12 protein-coding genes are annotated in these 18,763 nt (G+C 41.5%); 7 read left to right on the forward strand and 5 right to left on the reverse strand.

The window, feature by feature from the left end:
- Genes HUJ21_RS15190 through HUJ21_RS15205 form a run of 4 tightly spaced genes read right to left on the reverse strand, consistent with a single transcriptional unit; the run spans nucleotide 1 to nucleotide 5,256 of the window.
- Nucleotides 1-909 carry a glycosyltransferase family 2 protein gene (locus HUJ21_RS15190; protein WP_291371228.1) on the reverse strand — a complete coding sequence of 303 codons (909 nt, stop codon included), beginning with the start codon at nucleotides 907-909 and terminating at the stop codon, nucleotides 1-3.
- Complete coding sequence (locus HUJ21_RS15195) at nucleotides 902-2,332, reverse strand: O-antigen ligase family protein (protein ID WP_291371230.1); 1,431 nt, start codon at nucleotides 2,330-2,332, stop codon at nucleotides 902-904. The genes HUJ21_RS15190 and HUJ21_RS15195 overlap by 8 nt, the downstream gene beginning before the upstream one ends.
- Before the next feature lie 19 nt (nucleotides 2,333-2,351).
- Complete coding sequence (locus HUJ21_RS15200) at nucleotides 2,352-4,490, reverse strand: lipopolysaccharide biosynthesis protein (protein WP_291371232.1); 2,139 nt, start codon at nucleotides 4,488-4,490, stop codon at nucleotides 2,352-2,354.
- Entirely contained in the window at nucleotides 4,480-5,256 is a 777-nt protein-coding gene (locus tag HUJ21_RS15205) for a TolC family protein (RefSeq protein ID WP_291371234.1), read from the reverse strand. The genes HUJ21_RS15200 and HUJ21_RS15205 overlap by 11 nt, the downstream gene beginning before the upstream one ends.
- Nucleotides 5,257-5,409: 153 nt before the next feature.
- Here HUJ21_RS15205 and HUJ21_RS15210 point away from each other — a divergent pair, with 153 nt between their 5' ends.
- Both HUJ21_RS15210 and HUJ21_RS15215 read left to right on the forward strand, forming a co-directional pair.
- Nucleotides 5,410-6,066 (forward strand): acyltransferase, encoded by a 657-nt coding sequence (locus HUJ21_RS15210; RefSeq protein ID WP_291371236.1) that lies wholly within the window; start codon nucleotides 5,410-5,412, stop codon nucleotides 6,064-6,066.
- 34 nt (nucleotides 6,067-6,100) lie between these two features.
- Nucleotides 6,101-6,799, forward strand: coding sequence for a LytTR family DNA-binding domain-containing protein (locus HUJ21_RS15215; protein WP_291371238.1), 699 nt, complete (start codon nucleotides 6,101-6,103; stop codon nucleotides 6,797-6,799).
- Between the two features lie 17 nt (nucleotides 6,800-6,816).
- Here HUJ21_RS15215 and HUJ21_RS15220 read toward each other — a convergent pair whose 3' ends face one another.
- Nucleotides 6,817-10,914, reverse strand: coding sequence for a PAS domain S-box protein (locus HUJ21_RS15220; RefSeq protein ID WP_291371240.1), 4,098 nt, complete (start codon nucleotides 10,912-10,914; stop codon nucleotides 6,817-6,819).
- 235 nt (nucleotides 10,915-11,149) lie between these two features.
- On the opposite strand from HUJ21_RS15220, the gene HUJ21_RS15225 reads away from it, so the two are divergent.
- The 5 genes from HUJ21_RS15225 to HUJ21_RS15245 all read left to right on the forward strand — a co-directional run bounded on the left by HUJ21_RS15225 (nucleotide 11,150) and on the right by HUJ21_RS15245 (nucleotide 18,758).
- Nucleotides 11,150-12,319 carry a glycosyltransferase family 2 protein gene (locus HUJ21_RS15225; protein ID WP_291371242.1) on the forward strand — a complete coding sequence of 390 codons (1,170 nt, stop codon included), beginning with the start codon at nucleotides 11,150-11,152 and terminating at the stop codon, nucleotides 12,317-12,319.
- Between the two features lie 398 nt (nucleotides 12,320-12,717).
- Nucleotides 12,718-13,494, forward strand: coding sequence for a cupin domain-containing protein (locus HUJ21_RS15230; protein WP_291371244.1), 777 nt, complete (start codon nucleotides 12,718-12,720; stop codon nucleotides 13,492-13,494).
- 130 nt (nucleotides 13,495-13,624) lie between these two features.
- Nucleotides 13,625-14,215, forward strand: a complete 591-nt coding sequence (locus HUJ21_RS15235; RefSeq protein WP_291371246.1) for an RNA polymerase sigma-70 factor — start codon at nucleotides 13,625-13,627, stop codon at nucleotides 14,213-14,215.
- A 142-nt stretch (nucleotides 14,216-14,357) separates the two neighbouring features.
- Nucleotides 14,358-15,344, forward strand: coding sequence for a FecR domain-containing protein (locus HUJ21_RS15240; RefSeq protein WP_291371248.1), 987 nt, complete (start codon nucleotides 14,358-14,360; stop codon nucleotides 15,342-15,344).
- Between the two features lie 90 nt (nucleotides 15,345-15,434).
- Entirely contained in the window at nucleotides 15,435-18,758 is a 3,324-nt protein-coding gene (locus tag HUJ21_RS15245; protein WP_291371250.1) for a TonB-dependent receptor, read from the forward strand.
- Nucleotides 18,759-18,763: the final 5 nt, after the last annotated feature.

Genomic DNA, 18,763 nt, shown 5'->3' on the forward strand with positions numbered 1-18,763 from the left:
CTAATGATTAAGTGCGGGGTCTTCCCGGATATTCTTCATGAACAACCCGTCCGAAAAACCTTTGAAATATTTTTTAAAATGAGACCACTCTGCCTGCGTGGCAAAAACCAGCAGGTTTTTTGGCAGTGCAACCAGCAGGTAATAAGCTGCTGTAAAAAAAAACAAGGGCCAGTTTACATTTCTTCTCAAAAACAACCACCTGTTTCGACTCATGTAGTATGTTTTTAGCAAGGAGTTTTTACCCACGCTCATGGATTCTTTGTGCAAAATAAAACTCCCGGGTTCGTACCAAATCTCATACCCGGCATTTTTTATGCGCTCACAATAATCCATTTCTTCGTAATAAAGAAAATAGAGTTCAGCCATCATGCCTATGTCAAGGACCACCCTTTTGGGGATAAACATGGCTGCTCCATGAGCCAGCTGGGTGATTTCCGCTTTTTGGTATTGTCCTGTATCCTTTTCCTGGTAGCCCTTGCCCTTGCCCCGCCCTGTAATGGGGTTTATGGCAGAGAAACCGGCATATTGAATGGTGTCCGGGGCGTCATGATAAAGAATTTTAGGACAGACCAATCCGGCATTTTCTTCTTGCTGCATACGTTGAAGAAGCACATCCAGAATGTCCGGGGCGACCTCGGTATCATTGTTGATCAGAAAGAAATATTCTCCTTTTGCATTCTCCATTCCCCGGTTATTTCCTCCGGCGAATCCCTCGTTCACCGGGTTTTTTACCAGGATGGTATTTGGGAATTTTGTATGTATTTCCTCAGGATCTTCAGTTGAAGCATTGTCCACCACTATGATTTCTACATTGGGATAGCTCACTTTTTGAAATGAAGCCAAAAAATCCAGGGTGTGTACCAGGCCATTGAAGTTAATGGTGATGACAGAAATTAACGGTTTATTCATTATTCTTTATTTCTTTGTTCTTTTCCTTATCAAGATCCTCTGCCAGGAAAAAATAGGCCCAGGACATGTAAAGTATCAAACCGGTAGGCATTTGTCCCAGTAAGGGATTTCCGATTGATGCAGCTGCAATCCCCACATAGCCGGCAAACAATCCCAGCAATTTTTGTTTGAGTTGGGGGTTTTCGACTTTCCAGATTTTAAATAAAGCCATCATTGCGATGAATGCGAGTATGGCTACATGTAACGCAAGTCCCACTATTCCCATTTCTGCCCAGATTTTAATGAACCAGCTGTCATTGGGGGTTTCTGCCAGAAAAGTACCAGGACTGAATCTTTGCCCCCAAAAACCAGAAGTACCTATTCCACCTCCAAAAGGCCTGGTTTTCAGGTATTCGGAAAATTTCGCCTTGTTGGCAAGTCTTACATTGAGTGAAGCATCATTTGGATCCAGGGCAGACCTTAATCTTCTTATTTGGTAAACATCATTACCTATGGAAGTGAATTTTAAAAATACAAAGACTAGTGCGAGGCTAGCCAGACCAAGAGTCATTAATTTAAAGTTTTTTGAGGCAAAAAGGTAAGCCAGCGTACCTGCCACAGGGACCATTAACGCTCCTCTGGTTCCACTCATGATCATTAGATAAAAAAACAACAGCGCACAAAGGGCGAAAAAAATGCGCTTCTTCAGCGTAAAGGGTCCCAGCGCCAATACAAGGGCAATCATTCCCGAATGAGCAATGCCTGCACCGAATTGGCCTGCGTCCGAAAAGAAACTAAAAACCCTGAGGTTCCCAAAAAGGACATGGGTGGATCTGGAACCTGCATCCAGCCAGCGATTTTCTGCTCCATCCAAACCTATGTAGTATTGTCTGAGGCCCCAGAATGAAGCGAGTATGGAAAACAACAGGATGATTTTGATCAGCCGGTCCAGGTCTTTTCTTTTATGCGCATAAAGTAATGTGAGGGGGACTGTAAGCAACATGTACAAAGCCGTTCCCCGTACAGCATAGACCCAGGCAGTAACACTTCTGGCCTCAGGGTTGAAAAGTTCCGCTATGTTATACATCATCCACAGCAGCGTGACGCCAAAAAGGCTGTTTTTCAGGTAGCGAAAGTCTGTTTTTACTTTTGTATGAAACAAGGCACTTAGTATTACTGCTACCAACGCAAAATCCACCGAAAGGCCCAAAGGCAGGCTGGGTATATACCGGCTGGCTCCAATGGAAACAAAAGCAAACACCAGGGCAACGATCAGGGCTTTATTGGGGTGACTCAGCATGAAAAGAAACATCAGGGCTGCAAAAGGCAGTAGGGTCAGTGCACCAACTCCCAAAATCCCGGTATAGGCCACAATAAGGCTGATCAGCAGAGCAAGGAGGAGTCCTGTGAGGGGTATGCCTATGGGGTAACGGGAATAATCCATGTATTGGTCCTTGAGTTTATCAGGAAAGCAGTTTTTTCACTTTTGAGCGTATGAATGATCTTTTCTTGGGTATTTCTCCGATAATGTCTTCCAATTCATCACTTTTCATTTTATTGAGCCAGATCAGGTGGGGTACTTCTACCATTTCCTTTAAATTATTGAGTAAATGAAGATCTGCCTGGGTCCATTTGCGCTCGGCATCCAATATCATCACCAGGGCATTCGCCTGATTGATCAGGGAGTAGTTGAGGGGTGCTTCTGCAATATTGGGCAATTCCCATAATATGAATTCCTTCTCAGTTTGGGAAATTTTGTTAGACCAATACTGCTCAAAATTGCCCTGAATGCTCGTTAAATCCGGATAAGCCATGCTGGCACAGGGCATCTTCCCGGTATCCTCTTTCATGCCCCAATACATCACCTCCCTGTTTTGCTTCTCAAGGTCCTGCACCAATTTTTTAATCAAATACGTTTTGCCTTCTGCGGGTTTTAAACTGTAAAACAAAATGATTTTTTTTCCCGTTTTGGGAAGGTATTTGTTCAGGTTGTTGTGAAATTGAATGATTTCTTTTTGTGCCAATTTGTGTTGGTCGACCGTATTTTCCATTCGGTTTTCGTCGAGCCAGGCACCGGCCACCTTTAATCCCGTCACTTTTTCTGCATTGGGTCCGGATTTTATGGTATTGTCCAGAAAGAAAGTAAGCAAAACCAGGGAGAACATGATAAAACCAGTGGCCATTCCCCCACCCAGCGTCAATAATGCTCTTTTTGAAGGCAGGGGGGTTTTTGGAAAAAATGGTTCATCGATCAACCTTTGAGAGGAGGACATTTCCAGGTCATATTTATTTAAATAAGCCATATTTAGCCCGTGCAGAATGGATAGATACTGCTCCTCGTTTACACTGACCTCTCTTTCCAATTTCTTCAATTCCGCTCCGAGAGGTGCAAATTCCTCAATCTTTTCGGACAGGTATAATTTCCTGTTTTGCATGACATCCAGGGCTTGTTTCTGCTCCTCAAATAAAATTTTTAACCGAAGCCATTCTTCAAGTATGGTCTCCCGCTGTAGTCCGTTTTGGGTATTGCTATTTTGAAACAATTCGGAGGAGGCTTCATCGATTTGGTTTTTTAGGTTTTCGATTTCTTCTTCCAGCCTATCTATTCGGGGGGATCGTGCATTTTGCGCTACAAGCCCCTGAATCTCCATGTTTTTGGAAACGATGTGATCCTGAAGGGTACCTATCCGTTGAATGATTACCTGCCTTTTATCGAAATTCTCAAACATACTTTCGATTTCATTCAGATTGGCCTCAGTGCCTGAAAGCAGACGTTTGGATCTTTCTTCGTCTTGCTCATGCTCTAGTTTGGCAATATCCAGGTATTTGCCCTGTTCATAATAATTCAATATCCGGTTTTGCGTCATGAAGGATTTGAGGTTTTCCTCCGCCGCTCTCAATTTGTTCTGCGCAATCACCAGTTGATTTTGAAAATAGGTAATGGAATTGATGTTTTCCATTTCTTTCATGTCCGAATACCTGCTCGTAAAAGCATCGGTCACTAACCGGAGCGTATGGTAACAGATACCAGGGTCATTGGTTCTGTATGCGATTTCCATCATGTCGCTGGAGGATTTTCTACTAACATACAAGCGCTCAATGATTTTGCTAATCGCGTAATGGTCGTGTTCCCTCAACAGGTATTCAATCGGTGAATCTTCAAAACTTAAATAATGATTTTTTACATTCGCGTATGTTTCCTTTTCATTACCAACTACTGCTAAATCCTCCCACATCCTTTCGGAGAAATGTGATTTTAGTTCGGAATAGGGATCCCTACCGATTATCGATTCCTCCGGACCGGAAAGGGAAAGGTGTTGGGCCATCAGCCGAAGGGACGCTTCTTCTACAGTTTGCCTGGACTTTACTAAAAGTGTAAGGTTGTCAAATAAATTGTTTGAAGTGTAAAAATCCATCCTCACCACCCCACCATCTGTGGCACCCTGATTGGAACTTGGGTTGGTAAACACGATTGTTTTACTTTCATATTCCCTGGGCATATTGCTGGTCAAAAGGAAGACCCCCAATGCTGCAAGAATAGGTGGCAACACGATAAAGAATTTGTTCTTCCAAACTAAAAGAATGAATTGTTTAATTGTCATTTCTAAGGATGATATTAGCTAAGGGGAGTCCGATCAATATTTCTAGTTTTTTGGTGGCGACAAAAAAATCCCTCCTTGCATTTTCGTATTCAGATTGTGCAACGGTATGGATTTCTGCATTTCTCATGTAGCTGGATGCATCCAGATTTCCCGAATTAAACTCCATTTCCATCTGTTGCAGGTTGGTCCTGGCTTTTTCCTGCATTTGATACCTGATTTGCATCAGTCGGTGTGCCAGTAGCAGATTGTTGTATTCTTCCACGACCTGTTCGGCAATGACCAATTCCATCTCGCGGGTTTTGAAAAAAGTAGCCTCCATTTCATTTTGTTGAAGTTTGATCCGGTTTCTCCTATTGAAAATTTCGGACAAGGGAATGCTAAGATTGGCCCCTGCCCTGTATCCGTTTGCGATGTTGCTCAAGTCCCCACCTTGGGATCCGGTCGTCAAGATGGCCTGATTGCCATATCCATAGTCGATATAAACACGGAATAAATCCGCCCATGATTTTTGCGCCAGTTTCACCCGTTCTTCCGCCGACCCAATAAGTGCTTCATTTAGTTTGATGGTTGGGTGATTGGATATGGCTATACCGATAAGGCTATCTAAACTATAAAGTTGATTTTCCAGGGGAATATTCAATTCGATGCCTTCAAGGGTATTGACTTCTTCTTGCGCCCGTACATTTTTATCAGTTAAAAAAATCATTACGACCAAAACGAATATCAGGCGGGAGTAGAATGTTGATTTTTTCAGCACAAATTTCATTTATTTATATATCAATGACAAAAATAGGTTTATGTAAAATAATTTACTGTTTTAGCACTATTTTTAAAATAAAAGTAACAAAATTTTTAATTTATCCTTTTTTTTTGAATTTAAATTTTCAGCATATATATTCATTAATTATTTAGAAGGTTGATGATTAAGCATACTATTGCAGGAAAATTGAATCAAAAAAGCCAATCGGTTTTTGGCAGGGAAGCCAGAGGTTTTGGCGAAATACTTAAACTTTACAGCCTGCTTGCAAAGGAGTTATTACAAGGTTTTTGGAGACTTCTGAATGCCAAATTCAGGCTTCGGAACTGTGAGAAAGTGGGTAAATGGGTAACTGTCAGAGGAGGTTTGAGAGTGGAAGGCGCTGGCAAAATCAGGATTGGAAATTATTGCAAACTTTGGTCACATATGGGGACTACCCAGTTATTTGCGGATAGGGGTGCTTTGCTTGAAATTGGTGAGGGCACTTTTGTAAATACTGCCTGTATTGTTTCGGCAAGCAAACATATTACTATTGGGAAAAATTGTCAGATAGCCAATCAGGTGATTATCATGGACGGAGATTTTCATGGGGTAGATGCCAGGTCTGCTGAAGGAAAGTCTGCAGCTATTGTCATTGAAGACGATGTGTGGCTGGCGACCAGGTCTATGGTGCTGAAAGGAGTGCGGATAGGTAAAGGATCAACAGTAGCTGCAGGGGCAGTAGTAACCAAAGATGTAGCTCCCCACACTTTAGTTGGGGGAGTCCCAGCTAAAGTGATCCGGAAATTGCATCAAAATCTAACCATTCTGACTGATTGAATCACTTAATTGAACCATAAAACCTGAATATGAAATGATCCGTTGTGTAATCATAGATGATGATGCAGCCAGCATCGAGGTGCTTTCTCATTATATATCCAAGACCAAATCTTTGGATCTGCAGGCGAAGTTTACTGACTCCATTGAGGGTTTGAATTTTCTTGTGGAAAACAAAGGCAATATTGATCTGATTTTTCTGGATATTGAAATGCCTGAAATGAATGGTTTTGAGATTCTTAAGCACAGTCAATATGATGGGGCCTTGATCGTAATATCGGCAAATCATGAGAATGCCATATCCGCTTTTGAAACCAATGCCTGTTTCTATTTACAAAAGCCTTTTGCCTATGCTCAATTTCTTAAAGGCATAGATAAATGTAAGGAATCAGAGGCGAGGATCGACCCAAATGCTTATTCAAAAGACTTTATTTTTGTAAAGGATGATCGGTTGTATAAAAAAATTCTTTTTGCAGAAATAAGCTTCTGCGAGGGAAAAGGGGATTATATCAGCCTGAAGTGTAAATCACAAACTTATACCATCAAATCTACCATTTCCAACTTCCTGGACAAGTTATCCGGTAATCCGGAATTTGTACAAGTGCACCGCTCCTACGTAATCAACCTGCATTATTTAACTGATTTTGATAGCGATACGGCTGTGGTGGATGGAAAAATCATCCCAATCGGCGCCAAATATAAAGAACAACTAAAAAACAGCGTTAATTTCCTGTAATTTATAGTTCCCCTTATCTAATCCTTAATGTACTGGTTGATCAATTCTTTTACCGTTTCAATTTCTTTCGAAAAATCCTCAAACAACTTCTTTAATCCACCGGATTCAAAAGAATCCAGCTCTTCGAAGGTTACGGCCATTTCATACAATTGATTTAGTCCTGCTGTCAAGGCCGAGCCCTTCAATTTATGTCCTTCGCTGTTTAATCCCGGAAGGTTTTGGTCATTAAAATGTTTGATCAATAAATTTTTTGAATGGTCCAGCTCCTTTAGTGTCAATTTCAACACATCTTTGATAACCAAGGGCTCGTCACCAAGGTATTCGATGACTTTTTCAACATTAAAATGATTTTTTGGGTTTATAGTCTTTGTTGATGTGTTTTTTCGTTCAGCATTTACAGCGGATTTATTGTCAGGCGCCTGTAATGAATGTACTGGATTTACCCATTTTTCAAATATCTGGATAATGTTTTTTTCCACAATTGGTTTGGCTACAAAATCGACCATTCCCGATTCCATACATTTTTCCCTTTCTCCCTTAATATTCCCTGCGGTGATGGCGACAATGGGAATGTGACTAAGTTCTGGTGAAGCTTTGATCTTTCTGGTTGCTTCATGCCCACTCATGACCGGCATTTGGATGTCCATTAAGATGATATCAGGCAGGAAGGATTGGGCCATTTCAAATGCCGTTTTTCCATCAATCGCTTCTAAGATTTTCGTATTGGGAGACACTTTGAGTACAATGGTTTTGGCCAAAAACATGTTGATGGCATTGTCTTCAGCAATAAGTACTGTCAGTTTGTTGTTTAATGGCTTTTCTTCATTGACGGGGGATGAATCTTTAGAAAAAGTCTTTTTTCTAGGGTTGAGTTGAGCCAGCGCTTCGTAAAGCGCATTTATTTTTATCGGTTTGGATAGTTTGATGTCGATACCAAGTGCTTTACATTTTGTATAGATGTAATCGTCATCGGCCGAACTGTGTAAGAGCATAACGGGAGTGGCAGCCTTATTTTCCGGGAAATTTTCCCTTATTTTTTTTGTCGTTTCCAGACCATCCATATAAGGCATGTTAAGATCCATTAATACCGCATCAAAATCACCATTGTTCTCTATTTTTTGAAGTGCGTCAAAACCATTCACTGCTTCCTCCATATGAATTTTTTTCAGGGAAAACATTTCCTTCAAGATCAATCGGTTATTTTCATTGTCATCTACCACTAAAACTTTTTGGATAAAACTGGTATCTGATTTTTTAAGGTTACTTCCATTTTCTGTTTTGAGTTTGATGTCAAAATAGAATTTACTACCCTCATCCAATTTACTTTCCAGTTTTAATTCGGAACCCATCATGGCCAAAAGTTTATTGGATATGGTCAGGCCCAAACCGGTACCACCATATTTTTTAGTGGTAGATCCGTCTTCTTGTGCAAAAGCTTCAAAAATCCTTTTTTGGTTTTCCTCAGATATCCCTATACCCGTATCCCTGACTTCAAATCTTACCAGTCGCTCTTTTTCATTTTGAACGGAAATGGTTTGTATTTTTAATTCGATTTCTCCCTCATTGGTGAATTTTACAGCATTCCCAAGTAGGTTGATAAGAATTTGTTTTAGCCTGACATCATCTATAAATATAAATCTGGGCAGGTCTTTTTCCAGGTTAAGCAACATTTCGACACCCTTATTCTGGGCCTGGTAAGAAACAACATCAGTTGCCTGCCCCGCCAATACGAAAATGTCTGCTTTGTTGATATCCAATTCCAGTTTTCCCGCCTCAATTTTAGAGAAGTCCAGGATGTCATTGATGATATTCAACAAGGTATTGGCAGATTGGTTAACGATATCAATGTATTGGTTTTGAACCTCAGTCAGGTCTGTTTTCAACAAAAGGTCTGTAAATCCAATGATGCCATTAAGCGGGGTCCTGATCTCATGACTCATGTTGGCCAAAAACTCTGATTTCGCGAGACTGGCTTTTTCAGCCATTTCCTTCGATTCTATAAGGTTTTTCTCAAGAATGTTTCTGTCGATTGCATTGGAGATGCTGTTGGCAAAACTTTTTAATAAAGAAATTTCAGCTTGCGACCATTCCCTTTCCAACTTACAATCGTCATATCCGATGAAACCCCAAAATCCGTCTTTGGTAAATATGGGAATGGAAAGAATGGATTTGATATTCTGATTTGCCAGAAATTCACGGGTGGAGGATTCTTCCGGCATTTTGGATAAAATGGCAAAGAAAATCTCATTGTTCTCCATGGGTGCGACAAATTCCCCGAAAAAATTAATGGGCACGTTTTGTAGGTCTGGGTTATTGATTTGGGGTTGCACTTCATCAGAACTCCACTCAAATCTTTGGGAGGTGAGTACTGAGCCGCCTTCAGCAAAGCTGTTTTCCCAATAATACACCCTGTCTACATCCGCAGCTTTTCCGATCAATTCCAGACTATTGGAAATAGCTTCATATAAATTTCTATTCGAAAGCAACTCATCAGTGGCTCTTGAGATCGCCAAAAGCATCTGTTCTTTTTGGATCAACTGGTTTTCCCTGTTCACAGTTTCATGGATGTCCTGTATTGTTCCAAAAAGGTAAAGGCATTTACCTTCTTCTATGTGGGCTTCACCGATGGTCCTCACCCATAATTCTTTGCCTTTTGCGGTGATGATTTTTAATTTTTCATCCCAGGCTTTTCCATAATCCCTTGCAAGCCCAAAAAGTTCTTGCATTCTATCCCGGTAAAAACCTTCCTTGTAAAATCCAAACGCGTCTTCCAGTTTTGGATTAAAATCTCCATCAACCTCAAAAATATTTCTGGTAATATCTGTCCAACTTAAAAAGTTTTTTTCAGTGTCGTACTTCCAACCCCCAATTTTTGCCATTCTGTGTGTTTGGCTCAGCAATTCTTTTGCGTTCTGTATGGTTCTTTCTAATCTGAGTCTTTCAGTAATATCTATGGAATTTCCGATAACATAGGTGTTACCCCGGTAATCTTTCTCGAGGGTGTTACTGTACAACCAGACCTTTAAGCTTCCGTTGGTCTGCCTTGTGGTCATCAGGCCCTGGGCTTTTCCATCTTGAAGAAGTTCTTTGAAGTAGCTGTCAATTTCGGGATGGTACCTTTTTGGGATAATGTCCCATAATTTTTTCGACAGCATCTCCTCGACACTGTACCCCAACAACCTTGCTCCATAGTTATTAAAGCTTAAAAAATTGCCTTTAAGGTCATGAGTCAGCATCAATCCCTGGCTGTTTTCAAAGAAGGACCGAAATTTTTCTTCACTGGATAAAAGCTTTACTTCTTTTTCCTTTTCCTCACTAATATCCCTTCCTATAGCAAATATCCATTTGTTTTTTATGTCACCTGTAGCCGTCCATGCAAAAGTTTTATAGCTACCATTTTGGGTTTTTAACCGGTGATTGAAACTTGTAGTCGCTTCGCCTTTGATGAGTTTGTTGATTTCCACCATGGTGCCCTCCACATCCTCCGGATGTATATAATCTGCCATGGGCTTTTCCGAAAGCTCTTCCTCACCATAGCCAAGCAAGGTTTTGAATGCCTTATTAACTTTTATAAACTTCCCATCAAACCTGATGACAGTAATCAAATCCAGAGAAATACCCAAGGCTTTGCTTAAAAGCCGATCTTCAAAATTTTCAGTTTTTGCCTTTATGTAATCACGGATTTGTAGGTTCAAAAGCCCCAGATTTTCTGAAATTAGCTGGCTGGATTCCGGTGCCTTCGTTCCCAATACCACCAATAATCCCAGAATGTTTTCATTTTCGCCGGTTAATGGCTTTGCAGCCAAATAGGTAGCCGGGGAGAGTTTTGCCAAAAAATCACTTTGAGCCAATGCTTTATTGGTTTGGAGATCATTTATTTCCTGAAAATCATTACCGGACTTTAAAAAATCATATAATGTGTCTTTTTCGGAAATATAGGTTTCCTTTACCCCCTTGGAAAATGATATTAACCATAATCCTTCCTTGTCAAAAAAGCCCAAAAAAACCTGCTCACAGCCGGTCAATCTTTCCGCCAAAAGTATTGTTTTTTCAAAGTTCTCGTTTTGTAAACCCCGACCTAGATAAAAATCAGCAATCTGATTAGATTTTTTCATGCTTTTAAAGAGTTTTCACTACCCAAATGGATTCTTGTGCGAAAATAGCCTGTTTCAAACATCCTGGAAAAGGAATGATCAAAATGTTTAAATATGACGGTAAATTAATTTTGAATATTGCTTTTTAAAAAACCAAAATTTTGAAACAATCGAAATTTTCTTTCTATGCATTCCACTTTTGTTTACAAATTCGATAATTTAATTATAAATTCAAATTTGTAACCTAATTAATCATATGACTGTTATTGTATTTTGGTTGGCAATCATCATTGTTGCCTATACTTTTTTTGGATACGGTTTAATTTTATACCTCCTGGTGAAACTGAAAAAGTTGTTTCTTCCCACTGAGGAGGCCGAAAACCCAAACTTTTTTCCAAATGTAAGCCTGGTGGTTCCTTGTTTTAATGAGTCGGATATTATCGGCTCAAAAGTGGAAAATTCTCTATCATTGGATTATCCCCAACAAAAACTGGAGATTATTTTTATAACAGATGGATCTACAGATGCTTTCAGAGAGGTGCTTGCTGGTTATCCTCAGGTGAAATTATTGCATGAAGACCGTAGAGCAGGTAAAACAGCCGCGGAAAACAGGTCCATGGAAATCATTAAAACCCCCATTGTGATTTTTACAGATGCCAATACCCTGCTGAATCCCGAAGCAATAAGGAATATTGTCAGACATTTTCAATTCGAAAATGTTGGCTGTGTCTCAGGCGAAAAACGGGTACTGATGGAAGCGATGGAAGAAGCAAGCGCTGCAGGTGAGGGCATGTATTGGAAGTACGAATCCTTTTTAAAAAAATTGGATTCCCAACTGTACTCTGCGGTAGGAGCTGCCGGGGAATTGGTAGCTTTCAGGTCTTCCCTGTATGAACCTTTACCTGAAGATACCATCCTCGATGATTTCATGCAGTCTTTGTTGATTGCGTCCAAAGGATACAAAATCGTTTATGAACCTGAGGCTTATGCCATGGAGACAGCCTCTGACTCCATTGAGGAGGAGTTAAAAAGAAAAGTAAGGATCAGTGCCGGTGGCTGGCAGTCCATGCAAAGACTCCTTTTTAAGATTACCCCCATCAAAAACCCCGTATTGTTTTTTCAATATCTATCTCACAGGGTTTTGAGGTGGACCATTACGCCTTTTTTATTGATCCTGATTTTTTTTCTAAATCTTCTGCTTTGGCCACAGGGATGGGTTTATCAGTTTTTGATGACAGCACAGGTTTTGTTTTATCTTGCAGCGTTTTTGGGTTACCTTCTGGAGAATAAAAAAATTAAGGTCAAGGTGCTTTTTATTCCTTTTTATTTTTGTCTCATGAACTATGCCGTAATTGCCGGGCTGATCCGGTTTTTGAGGGGGGCTCAAAAAAGTACCTGGGAAAAAGCGAAACGAAGGCAAAGCTGATCAATTTTTTTTTTGATTTCTGCCATAATTTCACAAAACCATCAGGTTTTGTTGCTAATCAGCGCTGTGTTATACCAAAACCTCTCCGTCATCCCGATTTCTGCGTTTTTTAAATTGTTAATTCTACCGATGACCTATCCTTTCCTCACGGCGAGGGTGCAGACCTGGATTCAGTCGAATGGACCAAAAGGTCCCTGCACCCGCGGCAGTCTGAAGTTATGCGTATACCCATTTCCAACCTTTCCGTCCATTCTTCAATATCAGGCTTCAATTCCCGTTCTGTATTTTATTCCAGGATAAATCTAAATTTACTGCGTTGAAGATAAAATTGTTTTAAAGCCCGAATAGTTTTAAATTTCCCAAATCTTTCAATTGACCAAATAAACCCTGAACCCACTGTGAAAAAATTATTCTTTTGTATTTTTATATTGGTATTAAACACGGGAAATGCCCAGCATCTTCCACATCCATCGGCGGTATTTGAATGGGAAATGCTTCCTGTATCCATAAACGGAGCAGTAGAAGAGAGGAAACTGATGGATTGGCCCACCGAAACCCTGGACAATTTTCGCATCATCCATTATACTTTGCAGGGCTCGGAAACCATGGACCTGCATTCAGGAGAAGAGCGTTTAGTACTGGTCAGTGATGGAGCACTTTCGTTAAAAATGGCTGAAGAAGAAACTGCCCTGGGCCAAAGAAGTGTGGGCTGGATTCCTTCACATATGCCCATCAGGATAGCTGTTGGTAATGACAATAAGGCTTCCTTTTTTATCATTGAATGGGAATCGGAATTAGTTGATGAGGAGTTGACGCCCATAGATACGAATCCAGTGCTTTTTGATTATTCTGAAATGGAATATAGGGAGAATTCCAGAGGTGGGAGGAGAGCTGTCATGCAGGCACCGACCCAAACCCTTAGAGAACTGGAAATGCACATTACCACCCTGAAAGAAGGGGAAAAAAGCCATGACCCACATGTGCATGCTGATGAAGAGATCATATTGATCTTGCAGGGTGAGGTAGAGGAAATGATTAATGGTACTCCATACAGACTGGGTGCTGGGTCGGTGATTTATCTGGCTGCATTTGACCCTCATGGCATCCGCAATGCAGGCAAGGGCAGTTGTGAGTATTTTGCTATCCGTTGGATCACAGAAAAAACAGAAAAGTAAACCTTTGTAGGTTTACTACCTGAGAAAGGTATTTTTTTATTTATTATAATAAAAGGTATATTGTGGAGGCAAATCTTTACAAATTACTCCGCCTAACCACTGCCTAACCAAACCCAAATAGCTCTTGATCATGGGATTGCTGGAAAAATATACGGACGAAACATTACTTATCAGCCTCAGGCAAGGGGATGTCAAGGCATTCGACGAATTGTACCACAGGTATGCCAAAAAGCTAATGGCCTTCTCTTTAACTTTTTTCACCGACCAGCACCTGGCAGAGGAAGCCGTGCAGGAAATTTTTGTAAGAATTTGGGAGAGGAGGAAGAAACTGGATGAATCAAAATCCTTTAAAAGTTACCTTTTTCAATCGGTAAAATTCTATATGTACAACCATATCAGGGACAGGAAAAAAGAGTGCTGTCTGGAAACCGCCGCAACAGAACAAATAATGGTAGCTCAGGACCCGGAGGCATCCCTGGCTTACCAGGAATTGGAAGAGTTGGCACTGGAGATGATTGGCAGGTTACCGAAAGTGCAGCAGGAAGTCTTTACATTGAACAAACTAAAAGGTCTGAACAGTGATCAGATCGCACTGCAGATGAACCTTTCAAAAAGGACCATAGAACATCACCTTTACCTGGCCTCCAAATCCCTTAAAAAGGGATTATTGCATCACCCCTCCTTTTCTTTGCTGATTTTTACAGGTATATATTTTTTCTGAAAGTATATTGATACTAATTTTCAGAATTTAATTCTTAAAATCTTCATTTTACCCATTATTAAATTTTATTTTATTAATTTTTACCCTTCATTAAGTAAATGGGTTGACTTGTGTTTTATACTTCCAAAGCACAATAAACCCAGTGGAAAAAGAATTACTCATCAAATTTTTAAATGGAACAGCCAATTCTGCGGAACGCAGGCAGGTAACGGAATGGCTGGAACAGGATGATGCAAAGGAAAATTTTGATCGCTTCCTCCGTGAACACTGGAAAAATGCGGACTCAAATTCACCTGACAATACAGATTATCCATTGCTATTGAAGAAGATTCATTCAAAAATCTTTCCCAAATCCAAAATCAGGCCAATTTGGCCATGGGGGAAGTATTGTAAAATTGCCGTCAGCCTCTTGCTACTTCTGGCAAGTGCCTTTTTTATAAAACAGGCGGTGGATTACAAGGAACCAGAACCTGTACTTTCAGAAAGGATTATTGAGAAAAGTACAGGTGAAGGGGAAAAACTCCAGCTTACCCTTCCTGATGATAGCAAGATTACCTTGAATGCCAATACTACCGTTTCTTTTTCTTCCTTATATGGAGTTAAGGATAGGATAGTTCGTTTATCTGGGGAGGCATTTTTTGAAATCGCCAAAGATTCATTGCGGCCTTTTCGGGTGGAAACCGATGGAATTGTTACTACAGCTTTGGGTACCGCTTTTAATGTTTTTGCCCGCTCCGGACAGGTTTCGGTGGCCCTGACAGAAGGAAGAGTCGCTGTTGATGGTCCTCAATCCAAAATGGAATTGGAGCCCGGGCAATTGGCCAGGATGGATAAGTCAACAGCTATTTCCGGGGTTATGGTGAAAAAATTTGATGTAGAAAAAATTACCGGCTGGAAAGAAGGAAGGCTGGTTTTTGACAAAAAACCCCTGAAACTTATTTTGGAGGATTTGGAAAGATGGTATGGGGTAGAAATGAAAATTGATCCCGGGCTGAATGTTAATCGAAGGGTGATAGGAACTTTCAGGAACAAAAACCTTTCCGATGTACTGACGGGATTGGGTTTTTCTATGGGCTTTGAATTCAATATCAATCATAAAGAAGTTACCATCAAAAAGAATCGCCTATGAAACAAAAAATGCAGGACAAAACCTCCATCGCCAAATGAATTGCTTTGCCCTGCTGACTTTAAAGTGTAAAACTCAAAATCCTTTAAAATTATGAAAAGAAAATTACTGTACCTAATCAAAATGGTATCGAAAAACTTATTGTATGGTTTGGTTATTCAATGTTTGTTCATGACGACATTGATGGCACATGAGATCAGTGCCCAGATCAAGCCCATTGATGAATCCCATATCCGGCTAAGCAAAGCAGAATGGGGTTTAGAGGAAATCTTTCAGGAAGTGGAAGAAAAAACAGACTATTCCTTCGTTCTGGGAGAGGAAATTCTGAACAATAAGGCACAATTGAACCTCAAAAGTAAACGGCAAACCGTAAATGAGTTGCTATTGGATATAGCCCTGGGCGCCAATTTGAAATTCAAACAAATAGACAATTCCATTTATGTAGCCCCGGGTAATAAGAAACCCAAAGAACCCATTGAAATTTTGATAGAAGAGCGCCCGATCACTGGAAAAGTGGTAGACGCTAACGGAGAAGGGATTCCAGGAGCTACTGTATTGGTGGAGGGTACTACCATTGGTACTGCCACGGATATTGACGGGAATTTTAGCCTGGAAGTACCTGATGATGCCGTTCTGGTGATTTCCTACATTGGTTACGAATCACAGCGCATTGAGTTGGGCAACCAAAATGAGGTCAATGTGACCATGGAGGAGGACCTTTCTTCGCTGGATGAAATTGTGGTAGTAGGTTATGGTACGCAGAAAAAAGTTAACCTTACAGGAGCCGTAAGCACGGTTACTTCAGAGGACATCGTGAACCAGCCGGTAGGTCAGACCTCCATGGCCCTACAGGGAATAGCACCAGGGGTGACCATCACCCAACGAAGCGGTCAGCCGGGATCAGATGGGGGAGCCATTCGGATCAGAGGAATCGGTACCCTGGGAGATTCCGACCCTTTGGTTATGGTAGACGGAGTAGAAACCAGTCTTAACAATGTGGATCCAAATGAAATAGAAAACATATCTATTTTGAAAGATGCCTCTTCAGCGGCCATCTATGGTGCACGTGCCGCCAATGGCGTAGTCCTCATCACCACTAAGAGAGGGGTAGAAGGTGTACGTGTCAATTACAACATGTATGCAGGCTTTCAGGTACCTACCCGCATGCCGGAAATTGTAGGTGCATTGGATCACATGGAGTTGGCCAACGAAGCATTTACCAATGTGGGTAATGACCCGCAATATTCTGAACAATTCCTTGCTGATTACCGGGCCGGTATGCCTTCCGATAAGTACCCAAATACAGACTGGCAGGCCCTGACTCTAAAAAATACGGCTTTTATGCAAAATCATAATGTAAGTATCAATGCCGGAAGTGAAAAAGCAAGGGTTTTTGGTTCTATCAGTTATCTGGACCAGGACGGTATCATTCCCAATACCGATTTTAACCGGTTTAACCTCAGGCTCAACTCTGATGTCAACGTTTCCGATAAATTGACATTGTCCACAGATATATTTTTACGAAGGGCATATCAAAGGGAACCGTCCTCAGGCACCGGATATGTTTTTCACTGGATGCGAAGAATTCCTGCAAATGAAGTTGGCATATTGTCCAACGGGCGCTATGGAGAAGGCTGGAATGGTGATCATCCGCTGGCGCGTGCCAAAGATGGCGGCCTGAGAACGGAAGAAAGTTTGGATGCCATTCTTAACTTCCGTCTGAACTATAAAATTACCGATTGGTTGTCGGCTGAATTGATGTATGCCCCCAAGTTCTGGAATCCTCATACCAAAAGTTTTTCAAATATTACCCAGACCTATGCCCGGGATGGAGTAACCCCTACCCATTTTGTGCCCCAGCGTAATTCTTTGAGCGAAAGGTTTGACCGTGAATGGTACAACAACATCCGGGCAATTGTTACCATGGACAGAACTTTCAATGAAGTACATACCCTTGGAATCACCGCAGGGTACCAGCAGGAAGACCAGACCAACATGTGGATTTCTGCTTATCGGGAGGTGTTTCCTTTGCCCCAATACCAGCAGATCAATGCAGGTAACCGGGCGAATGAACAAACAGGTGGTGCCGCCTCTCACTGGGCGTTGCAATCTGTATTCGGCAGGGTTACCTATAATTACGACGAAAGGTACCTGTTGGAGGGGAATGTCCGTAGGGATGCCTCCTCGCGCTTTGCCGAAGGCAACCGTGTGGGTGTATTCCCTTCCTTTTCTGCCGGATGGCGGATTTCGGAGGAGAATTTCATGCAGGGCAATTCCGGCATCATTGATCAGTTGAAGTTGAGAGCCAGCTGGGGCCAATTGGGCAATCAAAATATAGGTTTGTATCCCTTTGCCGCATTTATGTCCCTTGGAGGAGGAGCCCAGGATTATGTGTTTGATGAGGCTAATGCTCCGGGTGCGGCTTTGAACAGCATGGCCAATTCATCCATCCAATGGGAAATGACCGAAACCACTGATATTGGATTGGATTTAAACCTTTGGGGCAAATTGGATGTGGCAGCAGATTATTACATAAGGAGGACAAAAGATATTCTCCTTCCGCTGAATATCCCTCAGACCATTGGATTAAGTGCTCCTTTTCAAAATGCCGGGGAGGTAAAAAACAATGGTTTTGAATTGATGGTCAATTACCGCAATAAGGTAGGGGATTTGAATTATAGCGTTATGGTCAATTATTCCGATGTACGCAACGAAATCATTGACATGCGCGGTATTGAAAATACCGGCCTGACCGTAAACAGGGAGGGGTACCCCATTGGCTCTTTTTTCGGCTACATTTCGGAAGGTTTGTTTCAAACTCAGGAAGAGGTGGACAACCATGCCGATCAATTTGGAAACATTGCTCCGGGTGACATCAAGTACCGCGATGTAGATGGAGACGGTATGATTAATGACCGGGACCTTGCAGTGATTGGCAGCCCTATACCCAGGCATACCTTTGGTCTGCGGCTTAATGCCGATTACAAGGGATTTGATTTCTCCTTGTTTTTACAAGGAGTAGGCAAAGCGGATGGCTACCTGTTTGGCCAGGGCATCATGCCCTTTTACCTGGGTGGTACAGTACAGGAACAGCACAAAGACCGTTGGACCCCCGATAATCCGGATGCCTCCTTTCCCAGATTGGCCTGGAACCGAACTAATAACGAACAAAATTCCAGCTTTTGGATGCGGAATGCGGCCTATTTAAGGGGCCAGAACCTACAATTCGGTTATTCCCTTCCTGAAAATGTCCTCGAAAGGCTGAATATCCAGCGGGCACGTATTTACCTGAGTGGTAGAAACCTGTTTACCATTACGGATTTTTATGAGGGCTACGACCCGGAAGCACCCGTTAGCAATGGGGGTTGGTATCCGCAGATGACTACCTACACCATGGGCTTGAATGTTAACTTCTAAACAGC

Origin of the sequence: Cyclobacterium sp., from assembly GCF_014762705.1 — a bacterium.
Classification (GTDB): Bacteria; Bacteroidota; Bacteroidia; order Cytophagales; family Cyclobacteriaceae; genus Cyclobacterium.